Source organism: Chryseobacterium ginsenosidimutans, assembly GCF_024807225.1.
Taxonomy (GTDB): domain Bacteria; phylum Bacteroidota; class Bacteroidia; order Flavobacteriales; family Weeksellaceae; genus Chryseobacterium; species Chryseobacterium ginsenosidimutans.
In genome coordinates this window covers 4,282,338-4,294,373 of record NZ_JANUCO010000001.1, presented here as the reverse complement: position 1 = coordinate 4,294,373, position 12,036 = coordinate 4,282,338, and the positions used below count along the sequence as shown (strand labels likewise).

Genomic DNA, 12,036 nt, shown 5'->3' with positions numbered 1-12,036 from the left:
AACCCTAATTCATTAATATATAATGTTTAGGGTTTTGTAACGAGGTGCCTAGCGGATTCGAACCGCTGTAGATGGTGTTGCAGACCACTGCCTAGCCGCTCGGCCAAAGCACCGTTTTTACCATTTTTAGGTGTGCAAATATAGCAAAATATATTATTTAACAAAAATTTTCATGCAATTTCTTTCGCACCAATGCTCTCTATTTCGCTTTTCGCCTGTCTTTCAGTCTCATAATTTTTTGTATTAATTACTCGCGTGTCACTCCAGCTGTCATGCCATCCGTTTTCACCTAAAAATGAAAGACCATCAAAAGGTACAAGTCTGGAGATATTTCGTAGAAAATAATTTTCAAATGTCGGCAGCTGCCCATCTGTCATGATTACTTTTGTTCCTGTAATATATTTTCCAATAGTTTTTCCGTTGGTGAAATATTCCATTAAGAAAGTATAAAGAAAATAAAGAAAGGAAGTTAAAATGATATCAGCAAGTCTTCCCATTTCAGAAAGTTTTAATAGAACGGTGGTGAAAATATTAGATCCAATAACATTATCAATAAATACTCCAACAAAACCAATGATAATAATGAACAAGTTGATCACAAGTTTATCAATAAAGAGATTGGCAAATCTTTGCCATTTTGTAGCTCTGTTGTATTCAACAATTTTTAAAATTTTTCTCATGTTTTTAGTTATAGTTTTTAGTATTGAGTTATATTCCGGTTAACGTTAATTTTAAAGTCGCATTAATATCAATAACAGCCGTTATTCCGTAAGGATTTAAAAGAATGGTGGTTGGTTTTAGATCGAAAACTTTTCCGTTCATTTTTAATCCTTTATAATATTCTTTGTTAAAGGCTTCTTCAATGCTTTTCTTAGAATTATTTTCGAGGTCTTGTGTAGGAATTCCATATTCATCTTCAATCATCTTTACAATTTTCCCTTTAAATAGGAGCGTTGCAGTTTTTTGAAGAAAATTTGAAGTCTTTAAATTAAACTTCGTATTCGAAAGTACAATTTTCTTTTTCGTTTCATCATACACAGGAATCCCGGAAATAAAAGCTTTTCCGTTCACATAGCCTTCCGTTTCCGCTTCGATCATGATCCTGTCGTCAACGCCATAAACTTTAATATCTTTAATTTTTACCGAAGAAACCTCTCACGTCATATTCTTTATTTAAGAACATATTTCTCGCAATATTGGTGGCCTCCGAGAACGGAACATTTGCCGTGGTCTGAAGCAGAAATTTATCTCCCAAAAGAGGAATGAAATTAAAATTGGATGCCGATTTTACCGTTTCCGAAGCCGCAGGTTTGCTGCCCGTAAAAGTTTCGGAATACACGTCGATTCCCAAATTGGTGTTGATCTGATTGGCGTAGAACTTCAATGGCGTAATGTTGACCGTAATGGGAGTCACTTTCAGCCACGTATTGTATTCTTCCGAAATATTAAAAGGCTGCGAAAAAACATTCCATGCCATGATGGCATATTGCTGGAAGTTCAGTTGTGTAGCCATCTGTTGATCGATGGTTTTACAGAATTTTTCCTGCTGTTCTATTAAACTTTTTTCAACCAGAGAAGTGATAGGGATTTGTATTTTTCCGAAATCCAGCATAGGTTTTGTCACCCATCTGAAACCATTCGGCTGAGTATTGGTATTGATCGTCCAGTTATTTTTGAAATTTAAAGAGGTATTAAATGACATTACGGTTTCAAAAGTCGTGTTCTGATAACTGTAAACGCCCAATGTTCCGATGCCTTTTTCTGCCCATATTTTTAACGGAACTTCAATTAAAAGGTTTTGGTTGGTTCCGCCGACAAGACGGATAGGGCGGGTTTTCCAGACTTTTACTTTAAACTGATCATTATTATTGTCCGTATAAGAATCATCCTGATAAATCAGTTCTTTTACAGATGCATTGATCATATTGCTGATCTCCGAAAGCGGAATGGTCACCGGCATCGTAATGCTGGATTTTACTTTCGGAAAATTGTATGCAGCCAGTTGATTATCGGGATTATTTTGTCCGAAAATACTCACGAATGCTAGCAGAAATAATATTTTGATCGATTTCAATTGTGTAATTTTTTAGCGAAATTAAGAAATAATTTAATTTTCAGGTTTAAAACTTTTTTCCAGTTCAATGCTTGCGCCTTTCATTTCGCCTTTCATTGGAGGAGAAGTTTTTGTGATTTTTAATTTGATATAAGATATTTCCGAGAATTTTTCCTGAATTTTTGAGATGATTCTTCCTGCAACATGTTCCAGCAATCTAGACTTGATTTTCATTTCATCATGAAGAATTTCATTAATATCTGCATAACTTATCGTGTCGTTAAGATCATCAGATTCTGCGGCTTTCCACAAATCGGTGTGAAGTTCTATATTTAAAATATAATAAGTACCAATAATATTTTCTTCTGGCAAAACACCGTGGTAAGCATATATTTTCACCTCTTCGAGATATATTTTACTCATAATCTATTTTATACAAACAAAAGTATTATATTTAATTACCAAACAAAAATTAAATTACTATGAAAAATTTAAAGAAATTGACCAGAAGAAATCTGGAACAAATCGTTGGAGCGGGAGTTTCTCCAATTTCACACTGCAACGGCTGTCCTACAGGAGCTTTTGGTCCTCATGATGAACATTCTTGTGAAGCGTATTGGGGTCTTCCTGAAACTTGCAGAAAATGTGTTCTTGTGAATATGGAATGCTTCGAATTAATTCAAATCTCAAAATAATATATCATGAAAAATATAAAAAAATTAAACAGAAAAAATTTAAGAGCTATTAATGGCGGCGCAGGAGATGAATGTGCTGTCGATCTGGATTGTGGACCTGCAGGTTGCGCGTGGTGTACAGATTTAAAAGGACGTAAAGTATGTCTTGTATCTGCAAGTTATCCGTTATGTCCGGATATTAATCCTTAATCAAAATAAAAAAAGCACTGTAAAAACAGTGCTTTTCATTTATTTTATACCTTTCGAAAGATCGAGCATGGCTTCAATCGGTTTCAAAGCTCTTAAACGAAGTTCTTCGTCGATAAGAATCTCAGGAAGTTCATATTTCATACATAAATACAATTTTTCCATTGTATTACGTTTCATGTAGAAACATTCTGAGCAATTACAGCTTTCGTCAAAAACCAAAGCCGGAATCAATTCTTTATGAGGAGCACGTTTTCTCATTTCATGCAAAATTCCTTCTTCCGTTGCGATGATAAATCTCTGACAATCATCTTGCTCCACATAATTCAACAGAGCAGAAGTAGAACCGATAAAATGAGCCAGTTTCAAGACAGATTCTTCACTTTCAGGGTGTGCAATTAATTTTGCATCTGGATTTTCCGCCAACTGTTTTGCAATTCTCTCCATTGAAAACGCTTCGTGAACGATGCAGCTTCCGTCCCACAAAATCATATCACGACCCGTTTTTTGAGATAAATATCTTCCTAAATTTTTATCCGGAGCGAAAATAATTGGTCTGTCTTTCGGTAAAGCTTCAATTACCGTTTCAGCATTTGAGCTGGTTACGATAATGTCACTTTCTGCCTTTGTTTCAGCATTACAGTTGATGTATGTTGCGATTAAAGCATTCGGATGCTGCTCACGCATTTTTCTCAACCCTTCTCCTGAACAGCCGTCTGCCAAAGAACATCCCGCCATTGTATCCGGAAGAACTACTTTTTTAGTTGGGTTCAAAATTTTCGCTGCTTCTGCCATGAAATGTACTCCGCAGAACACAATCATATCGGCATTGGTATCTTTTGCCTGTCGTGCCAATTGCAGGGAATCTCCCAAGAAATCAGCAATATCCTGAATTTCTCCAGGTTGGTAATAATGCGCTAAAATCACCGCATTTTTCTCTTCTTTCAATTGAAGAATGGCTTTCACCAAGTCTTCTCCTTGAGGAATCACCAAATCTTTTATATCTAAAAATCCTCTTACAGGAATCGCAGATTTAGCTTTTTCTAATGTATCGGTACTCATATTTACCTCAATGTTTTTGCTCATCAGAAATTAGAAGTCAGAAATTAGAAATTAGAATTTTGACGTTATTTATTAAACTTCAAACTCCCATCATCCAGCTTCCATCCTTTAACTTCCAATAAAATTTTTTATTAAACTTTCTATTTCTTCTTTTGCAATATCTAAATCGTTGTTGATCACGATTTTATCAAATTCTTTGGCGTAAGACATTTCTTCTTCTGCCTTTTCTACGCGGATTTTGATGGTTTCTGCATCATCCGTGTTTCTTGAAATCAATCTTCGTTCCAATTCCTCAATGGAAGGCGGTTCGATGAAAATTGACAACGCTTTTTCTCCAAAATATTTTTTTAAAGAAATTCCGCCTTTTACATCAACATCAAAAATCACCACTTTTCCCTGATTCCAGATTTTCTCAACTTCAGATTTCAACGTTCCGTAATATTTATCAGTATAAACCTCTTCAAATTCTACAAAAGCATCTTCTGAAATTTTCTGTCTGAATTCTTCCGGACTCAAAAAATGATAATCAACAGCATGAATTTCACTTCCTCTCGGCTGTCTCGTCGTACACGAAATGGAGAACTTAAGCTCATTAAATACTTCCAGAGAATGTTTTACTAATGTAGTTTTTCCGCTTCCAGACGGCGCTGAAAATATGATAACTTTATCCATATGGTTGTTGGTTGATGGATTTTGGTTGATCGCTGTAAAACAAACAACAATCAACCAAAAACAAACAACTCATTATAATACGTTTAACGTCTGTTCTTTAATTTTTTCCAAATCATCTTTCATCATGACTACCAGTTTCTGGATTTCAGCATGATTGGCTTTTGAACCCAATGTATTGATTTCACGACCGATTTCCTGAGAAATAAAACCAAGTTTTTTCCCGTTAAAATCTTCATTATCCATTACTTCTTTGTAATATTTCAAATGCTGCGTTAATCTCACTTTTTCTTCAGAAATATCTAATTTCTCTGTGAAATAAGCCATTTCCTGATAAAAACGGGTTTCATCAACATTTTCAAATTCTTTTAAAGTTTTTTGATAACGTTCTTTTACACTCGTAATTCTTTCCTCTTCATAAGGAATGACCTCAGAAAGATTTTTATCGATATTCTGAATATTTCTTTCTAACTCTTCGTGCAAAATTTTACCTTCCGTGGTTCTGAACTCCATAAAACGGTCAACTGCATTTTGTACAATACTTGCCAACATTTCCCATTCACCTTCACCGATTTCGTCCGGTCGAGAGGTAATAGCATCAGGAAGTCTTACTGCCATTTTCAGATATTCAAAATCCGGTCCGTCTGCAGCAACTTCACGAAGCTGATTCATATAAGAATCAATCAAAGCTTTATTGATTTTTACATCATTCGTCTCTTCAAGATTTTCTATATTGATGTAGCAGTCTACTTTTCCGCGAATGAGTCTATCATTAAGAATTTTTCTGATTTCAAATTCTTTTTCTTTATATCGTAAAGGAATTTTGATGTTTAAATCGAAACTTTTGCTGTTCAATGATTTAATATCGATAGTAATTTTTTTTCCTTCAAAAAGACCTTCGGCTCTACCAAAGCCTGTCATTGATAAAATCATAGTTTTTTATTGTCGTACAAAGATAAACATTTCAGTGTATGTGTTCTAAATATATTCAATTTTAACCGCAAAAGTAACAAAAGACTTCTTTGCTTTTTTAGATATTTAAAAGTTGAAAAAAGTTTATGCCCTGCTTTTTTGAACTTTTGAAAAACTAAATATTTCCAAGATTATCTTTTGTTACTTTTGCGGTTTAAGAAATTTAAAGTCCGGATAAGCTCAATTTCGTAAATTAGCGACGTGAAAAAGAAAAATTTAATTTCTGTTGTAGGACCCACCGGAATTGGAAAAACGAGATTGGCAATTGATTTGGCTAAACATTTCAGTACAGAGATTGTTTCCTGTGATTCGCGCCAGTTTTTTAGCGAGATGAAAATCGGAACCGCTTCACCGTCACCAGAAGAATTGGCGGAAGCACCTCATCATTTTATAGGAAATCTTACGGTTGAAGAATATTATTCTATCGGGCAGTATGAGGAAGATGCCTTACAAAAACTCAATGAACTTTTTGAAAAATACGAAACCGTCATTTTAGTCGGCGGAAGTATGATGTATGAAAAAGCGGTGTTGGAAGGATTGAATGATTTGCCGGAAGCCAATGATGAGAATCAAAAGAAATTACAGGAAATTCTGGATTATGAAGGCATTGAAAAATTGCAGGAAATATTGAAAGAACTCGACCCTGAATATTTTGCTGTCGTGGATTTTCATAATCACAGAAGGCTTTTACGGGCAATCGACGTGATTTGGCAGACGGATAAAAAATATTCTGAACTCATTGCTGTTTCGCAAGATTCCCGAGATTTCAACGTCATCAGAATAGGAATTGAAGCTCCGAGAGAAGAATTGTACGACAGGATCAATAGGCGAGTCGATATCATGATGGAGAAAGGTTTGTTGGATGAAGCAAAAGGTTTAGAAAAATTTAAACATTTAACGGCTTTGAATACCGTTGGTTATGCCGAACTTTTCAAATATTTTGATGGCGAATGGGATTTAGATTTTGCTATTTCAGAAATTAAGAAAAACAGCAGGAGATATGCAAAACGACAATTGACTTGGTATCGAAAAGCGGATGATATTCATTATTTGCAGTTGGGATATTCTCAGGAGGATTTTGATGGGTTGATTGAATATATTAATGAAGAATTTCAAAAATAATACAACATACACTTTGTCATTCCGCAGGAATCTCGACAACGATTTTCTAAAATGAAATCTCTACAGATACAGCTTAGATTCCACGCTTCACTGCGTTTCGCTCTGAATGACAAATTGGATGGTAAATGCAAGTTTTAATAAACAAAAAAAATGCGATCCCGAAAGACCGCATTCCATTAACAATATAATTAAATTTACTACTTCCAACCGCCACCTAGAGCTCGGTATAGATCTACAATACTGCTCAATCTCTGTCTTTTTACGGACGCAAGATTCAGTTCAGCCTGTAGAGAATTTCCCTGAGCTGTAATCACTTCTAAGTAATTTGCCATTCCGCCTTTGTACAACATTTCGGCACTTTTTATTCCGTTTTTCAACGTTGTTACCTGTTCTGTTGCTTTTTGTTCCTGAACTTTTAAGCTTTCGTTAGAAACCAACGCATCAGAAACTTCACCCACAGCATTCAAAACAGATTGACGGAACGCCAATACGTTTTTCTCTCTCTGGATTTTAGCAACATTTAAATCTGTTTTCAATTGTCTTTTCTGGAAAATAGGCTGAGTCAATCCTCCCAACACAGAACCGAATAATGAAGCCGGAATCTGAAACCAGTTATCAATTTTAAATGAATTTACGCCTCCGTTTGCTGTAATTTTCAATGAAGGATACATATTTGCCTGAGCAATTCCCACCATTGAGTTAGATTCCAACAACACCAATTCTTGCTGACGAACATCAGGACGACGACTTACCATCGCTGCAGGAAGTCCCGCAGAAAGATCTTGTGGTAAAGAAGTGTCGGACATTTCAATCGTTCTGTCAACTTTATTTGGGTTTTCACCCACCAAAATACTCAATGCATTTTCCTGAATCGCGATATTTTGCTCTAATTGAGTGATCAAAAGTTCTGTCGATTGCTTTTGTGCGGTTGCTTGCTGAACTCCCAAAGAAGTCGTATCACCGCTTTGCCACAATTTTTCAGTAAGAGAAAGGGTATTGTTGCTTAATTCTAAATTTGATTTTGCAATCTGTAACTGTTTATCAAGCATCAATAAATTATAATAACCTTGAGCAATTGCCGCAACAACCTGCGTCTGAATTGCTTTTGTCGCTTCATAAGTCTGCAGATACTGCATTTTCGAAACTTCCTGCTGATTCTTTATTTTACCCCAAATATCGGCTTCCCAAGAAAGATTGAAGGCTGCATTGTAATCTTCAACATAGCTTTTTCCTAAAAATAGATTTAAGCTTTGCCCGTTCATGCTGTTTTTTGAAGGTTTTGAAATTTGCGCTGAAACTCCGAAACCGACATCAGGATATTGAAGGTATTTTGCCTGTTTTAATTTCTCTTGTGAAGAAGCAACCTGTTTTAATGCAATCTGTAAATCGTAATTGTTTTTAATTCCTTTTTCGATTAAGTTTTGCAAGATCGGATCGCTGAAAAACTGTTTCCATTCCAAATTTGCTACACTTGCTGTATCGGCAGTTGCGGTATATTTGAACGTTTCCGGAAGCTCAACATCAGGTTCCTTGTATGCCAGTTTTGACACGCAAGAGACCGAACCTAAAGCAAGTCCAAAAGCGATAATGATATTTATTATTCTTTTCATAATTTTTAAATATGACTTTTTATTGATTACAAAACTTTGAGAAGTTGTGGAGCAAAGACGTCTTTAGTAGGAGAAAATACTTTGCTTTTTTATGATATAGTTTGAATAGTTGCTTCTCTATTTTATTTTCCCCACAGATTACACAGATTTTCACAGATGCTTGTGCTATAAAAACGTATGTGTTCTTTCTATTTTCAAACATTTAACTTAAAATAAATACTGTATAAATATTTTGTGGTTTAAAATACTCTCAAAGTTTTGTAAATCATTTTTTATTAATGAGCAGTTGCTAAAAGTTCTGCCTCCAATTTTTGTTTTTGAAGTCTTTTGTTTTTTCTGCTCGGCATTTTTTCATGTAAATACTGGAAGATTACAAACATTACAGGAATGATGAAAATCCCGAATACAACCCCTGTGAACATTCCTCCAACTGTACTGATACCGATAGAATGGTTACCTTTTGCAGCCGCACCTTGTGACCAAACTAATGGAAGCATCCCCACGATGAAGGCAAATGAAGTCATCAAAATCGGTCTTAAACGTAATCTTGAAGCCTGAAGTGCAGATTCAAGTAACGTTCTTCCTGCTTTTCTTCTTTGGACGGCAAATTCTACAATCAGGATCGCATTTTTCGCTAACAATCCGACGAGCATGATTAAACCAACCTGAACGTAAATGTTATTATCAATTCCGGCTAATCCTGTGAACGCAAATACTCCGAAAATCCCTGTAGGAATCGTTAAAATAACCGCAAACGGAAGAATATAACTTTCATATTGAGCTGCCAGTAAGAAATACACAAATAAGATACTTAATGCAAAGATGAAAGTCGTTTGTCCACCAGTTTTGATTTCCTCACGGGTAATTCCTGTCCATTCATATCCGAAACCTCTTGGAAGTGATTTTTGAGCAGTTTCTTCTACGGCTTTAATCGCATCTCCGGTACTGTAACCAGGTTTTGGTGTTCCGTTGATCGTAACCGCGTTGAATAGGTTATTTCTTGTCACCGTTTCAGGTCCGAAAGTTCTTTTTAAAGTCACTAATGTTTTTACAGGAACCATTTCGCCTGATTTATTTTTAACATAAATTCCTTCCAAAGAATTCGCATCTGTACGATAAGGAATATCCGCCTGAGCCATTACTCTGTAGTATTTTCCGAATCTGTTGAAATCTGAGACGAAGCTACTTCCATAATAGATCTGCATAGTCTGCATCAATTCTGTAATCGAAACTCCCAACTGATTCGCTTTATCTGAATCTACATCAATTGTATATTGTGGATTTCCGGCTGCATATGTTGTAAAGGCGAACGCAATTTCCGGACGTTTCATTAATTCTCCAATAAATGCCTGAGTTGTTGTTCCTAATTGTTCAAAAGAACCGTTGGTTTTATCCTGAAGCATAAATTCGAAACCGGAAACGTTACCAAATCCCTGAATGGTAGGGAAGTTGAAGAAGAATGCATTCGCATCTTTCACTTGTGCTACCTTTCCTGTTAATGCTGCTGCAATCTGATCGGGATCTTTCATTTCACCACGCTGCTCATAATCTTTAAGCTTAATAAAACCTGCAGAATACGGTGAAGCATTGGCATTACTGATAAAGTTCAGACCATCTGCAACCCAAAGGTGATTTTTTGCTTTTTCACCGTCGATGATTTTATCAATCTGTTCAGTTGCTTTATGCGTTCTGTCTAATGAACTTCCAGGAGGGGTGTTCACAGCATACAAAATGAAACCTTGATCTTCTGTCGGAATAAATCCAGACGGAGCTTTTTTAATCAAGAAAACACTTGAAGCAATAAGAAGGGCTAAACCACCGATTGCAACCCATTTATTTTTAATTAAAAATTTAAGGCTATAGATGTATTTTCTGGTCATGTTATCAAAACTTGCATTGAAAGCATTGAAAAATCTTGCTCCAAAACCTGTTTTCTTCCCATGCTCACCGTGTGTCCCTTGAGGATCATTCAGGAACATTGCACATAAAGCCGGACTTAATGTTAAGGCGTTAACTGCAGAAATCAGAATCGCAATTACCAATGTAAAGGCAAACTGTCTGTAGAAAACTCCCGCAGGACCCTGCATGAAACCAACCGGAATAAATACGGCACACATTACCAATGTAATGGAAATAATCGCACCGGAAATTTCACTCATTGAACTCACTGTAGCATGTTCCACAGGCATTCCTGTACGTTCCATTTTAGAATGGACGGCTTCTACCACAACAATCGCATCATCCACCACAATACCAATGGCGAGTACCAATGCGAACAGGGTCAACATATTGATACTGAATCCAAATAATTGTAAGAAAAAGAAGGTACCGATAATCGCTACAGGAACGGCAATCGCAGGAATTAAGGTAGATCTGAAATCCTGAAGGAAAATAAATACTACAATAAATACCAAAACGAATGCAATCACTAAAGTCTCAACAACCTGATGAATAGACGCATCCAGGAAATCCTTAGAATTGTACATGATGATCGGTTCAACTCCTTTTGGAAGCGTAGTTTTCATCTGATCGACCTGTTTTTCAATTTCAGTTAAGATTTCGTTGGCGTTTGAACCTGCAGTTTGAAGGATGGCAAATCCGGCAACGGGCTTACCATCCACTCTGTTAGCTGCTGTGTATGTATAAGAACCGAATTCTACTCTTGCCACATCTTTCAGTCTTAGGAAAGAACCGTCGCTGTTCGCTTTGATGGCAATGTTTTCGTAGTCTTCGTTTTTATTTAATTTACCTTTATATTTTAAGATATATTCGTAAGTTTCCTTACTTCCTTGTCCAAGACGACCGGGAGCTGCTTCCAGGTTATGATCTTTTACTGCTGCCAAAACTTCCTGTGGAGAAAGATTGTTAGCCGCTAATCTATCCGGTTTCAGCCAAAGTCTCATTGAATAATCTCTCGTTCCGAAAACCTGCGCCTGAGCAACCCCCGGAATACGCTGAATTTGTGGAATAACATTGATTTTCAAATAATTCTGAAGGAAAAGCTCATCGTATTGCTTCGGGTCATCACTTGATAATCCCATAAACATAATCATACTGTTTTGAACTTTCTGCGTGGAAATTCCCGCTTGTACAACCTCTTGTGGAAGCTGGCTCATCGCTTTGGATACACGGTTTTGAACGTTTACGGCAGCATTATCTGCATCTGATCCCTGTTTGAAAAATACACTCAAGGTCATGGTTCCGTCGTTACTGGAATTTGAGGTCATGTACGTCATGTTCTCAACTCCGTTTACCGCTTCTTCAATCGGTGTCGCAACCGAACGGGCTACAACTTCCGCATTCGCTCCCGGATAAAATGCCGTCACCTGAACACTTGGTGGCGCAATATCCGGAAAGAGGGCGATGGGTAAATTAAAGAGGGACAATGCCCCCAATAATAAAAGTATTATGGAGATGACCGTTGAAAGTACCGGTCTTTCTATAAATTGTTTTAACATAAGAAGTTTATTTTTTAATGTCGCTTAAACTTTTTAGCCTAAATTTTAAACACTTAAATTGCTTTTAGCTTTAATTAAAAACTTATCATGGAAGTCCACTTTGGATGAAAATCAATGATTTTCAAAAAACTCATGTGTACTTTTTTAAACAGATTATTTTTAACTTTAAATTACTTAAGTGTTAAAAGACTTTTGAATCTTTTGTGGTT

At 36.1% G+C, this 12,036-nt stretch carries 12 protein-coding genes and 1 tRNA gene; 3 read left to right on the top strand and 10 right to left on the bottom strand.

Features of this window, described 5'->3' with window-relative positions; translation table 11 throughout:
- Nucleotides 1–42 precede the first annotated feature (42 nt).
- The 5 genes from J3D55_RS20185 to folB all read right to left on the bottom strand — a co-directional run bounded on the left by J3D55_RS20185 (nucleotide 43) and on the right by folB (nucleotide 2,476).
- Nucleotides 43–113 (bottom strand) — tRNA-Cys (locus J3D55_RS20185).
- Between the two features lie 57 nt (nucleotides 114–170).
- Nucleotides 171–680, bottom strand: a complete 510-nt coding sequence (locus tag J3D55_RS20180) for an RDD family protein (protein WP_259133897.1) — start codon at nucleotides 678–680, stop codon at nucleotides 171–173.
- A 28-nt stretch (nucleotides 681–708) separates the two neighbouring features.
- Complete coding sequence (locus J3D55_RS20175; RefSeq protein WP_259133894.1) at nucleotides 709–1,098, bottom strand: DUF4403 family protein; 390 nt, start codon at nucleotides 1,096–1,098, stop codon at nucleotides 709–711.
- 34 nt (nucleotides 1,099–1,132) lie between these two features.
- Nucleotides 1,133–2,074: a DUF4403 family protein gene (locus J3D55_RS20170; RefSeq protein ID WP_259133891.1), complete on the bottom strand. Its 942-nt coding sequence runs from the start codon at nucleotides 2,072–2,074 to the stop codon at nucleotides 1,133–1,135.
- A gap of 33 nt (nucleotides 2,075–2,107) precedes the next feature.
- The gene (gene folB / locus J3D55_RS20165; RefSeq protein ID WP_259133888.1) at nucleotides 2,108–2,476 is read right to left on the bottom strand and encodes a dihydroneopterin aldolase; all 369 of its coding nucleotides are present in this window, start codon (nucleotides 2,474–2,476) and stop codon (nucleotides 2,108–2,110) included.
- Nucleotides 2,477–2,535: 59 nt separating this feature from the next.
- Between folB and J3D55_RS20160 the strand changes: the two genes are divergently transcribed.
- Both J3D55_RS20160 and J3D55_RS20155 read left to right on the top strand, forming a co-directional pair.
- Nucleotides 2,536–2,748 (top strand): bacteriocin-like protein, encoded by a 213-nt coding sequence (locus tag J3D55_RS20160; RefSeq protein ID WP_259133885.1) that lies wholly within the window; start codon nucleotides 2,536–2,538, stop codon nucleotides 2,746–2,748.
- 6 nt (nucleotides 2,749–2,754) lie between these two features.
- Nucleotides 2,755–2,937, top strand: a complete 183-nt coding sequence (locus J3D55_RS20155) for a bacteriocin-like protein (protein ID WP_259133881.1) — start codon at nucleotides 2,755–2,757, stop codon at nucleotides 2,935–2,937.
- 39 nt (nucleotides 2,938–2,976) lie between these two features.
- Here the strand turns inward: J3D55_RS20155 and nadA are convergent, their stop codons facing one another.
- The 3 genes from nadA to J3D55_RS20140 all read right to left on the bottom strand — a co-directional run bounded on the left by nadA (nucleotide 2,977) and on the right by J3D55_RS20140 (nucleotide 5,598).
- Complete coding sequence (gene nadA, locus J3D55_RS20150; protein WP_259133878.1) at nucleotides 2,977–3,996, bottom strand: quinolinate synthase NadA; 1,020 nt, start codon at nucleotides 3,994–3,996, stop codon at nucleotides 2,977–2,979.
- A gap of 108 nt (nucleotides 3,997–4,104) precedes the next feature.
- Entirely contained in the window at nucleotides 4,105–4,668 is a 564-nt protein-coding gene (gene gmk / locus J3D55_RS20145; protein WP_259133876.1) for a guanylate kinase, read from the bottom strand.
- Between the two features lie 72 nt (nucleotides 4,669–4,740).
- Nucleotides 4,741–5,598: a YicC family protein gene (locus J3D55_RS20140; RefSeq protein ID WP_259133874.1), complete on the bottom strand. Its 858-nt coding sequence runs from the start codon at nucleotides 5,596–5,598 to the stop codon at nucleotides 4,741–4,743.
- A gap of 240 nt (nucleotides 5,599–5,838) precedes the next feature.
- On the opposite strand from J3D55_RS20140, the gene miaA reads away from it, so the two are divergent.
- Nucleotides 5,839–6,759 (top strand): tRNA (adenosine(37)-N6)-dimethylallyltransferase MiaA, encoded by a 921-nt coding sequence (gene miaA, locus J3D55_RS20135; protein ID WP_259133871.1) that lies wholly within the window; start codon nucleotides 5,839–5,841, stop codon nucleotides 6,757–6,759.
- Nucleotides 6,760–6,956: 197 nt separating this feature from the next.
- Here miaA and J3D55_RS20130 read toward each other — a convergent pair whose 3' ends face one another.
- Together J3D55_RS20130 and J3D55_RS20125 are read right to left on the bottom strand one after the other, a co-directional pair.
- Nucleotides 6,957–8,369, bottom strand: coding sequence for an efflux transporter outer membrane subunit (locus J3D55_RS20130; RefSeq protein WP_259133867.1), 1,413 nt, complete (start codon nucleotides 8,367–8,369; stop codon nucleotides 6,957–6,959).
- A gap of 275 nt (nucleotides 8,370–8,644) precedes the next feature.
- Nucleotides 8,645–11,827 carry an efflux RND transporter permease subunit gene (locus tag J3D55_RS20125; protein WP_259133864.1) on the bottom strand — a complete coding sequence of 1,061 codons (3,183 nt, stop codon included), beginning with the start codon at nucleotides 11,825–11,827 and terminating at the stop codon, nucleotides 8,645–8,647.
- Nucleotides 11,828–12,036 lie beyond the last annotated feature (209 nt).

Bases quoted from the DNA above. Each gene is read 5' to 3' on its own strand.
- J3D55_RS20180 (WP_259133897.1), bottom strand. From the start codon at position 680: ATGAGAAAAATTTTAAAAATTGTTGAATACAACAGAGCTACAAAATGG.
- gmk (WP_259133876.1), bottom strand. From the start codon at position 4,668: ATGGATAAAGTTATCATATTTTCAGCGCCGTCTGGAAGCGGAAAAACT.
- J3D55_RS20140 (WP_259133874.1), bottom strand. From the start codon at position 5,598: ATGATTTTATCAATGACAGGCTTTGGTAGAGCCGAAGGTCTTTTTGAA.
- J3D55_RS20125 (WP_259133864.1), bottom strand. From the start codon at position 11,827: ATGTTAAAACAATTTATAGAAAGACCGGTACTTTCAACGGTCATCTCC.
- folB (WP_259133888.1), bottom strand. From the start codon at position 2,476: ATGAGTAAAATATATCTCGAAGAGGTGAAAATATATGCTTACCACGGT.
- J3D55_RS20155 (WP_259133881.1), top strand. From the start codon at position 2,755: ATGAAAAATATAAAAAAATTAAACAGAAAAAATTTAAGAGCTATTAAT.
- J3D55_RS20130 (WP_259133867.1), bottom strand. From the start codon at position 8,369: ATGAAAAGAATAATAAATATCATTATCGCTTTTGGACTTGCTTTAGGT.
- J3D55_RS20175 (WP_259133894.1), bottom strand. From the start codon at position 1,098: ATGATCGAAGCGGAAACGGAAGGCTATGTGAACGGAAAAGCTTTTATT.
- J3D55_RS20160 (WP_259133885.1), top strand. From the start codon at position 2,536: ATGAAAAATTTAAAGAAATTGACCAGAAGAAATCTGGAACAAATCGTT.
- nadA (WP_259133878.1), bottom strand. From the start codon at position 3,996: ATGAGTACCGATACATTAGAAAAAGCTAAATCTGCGATTCCTGTAAGA.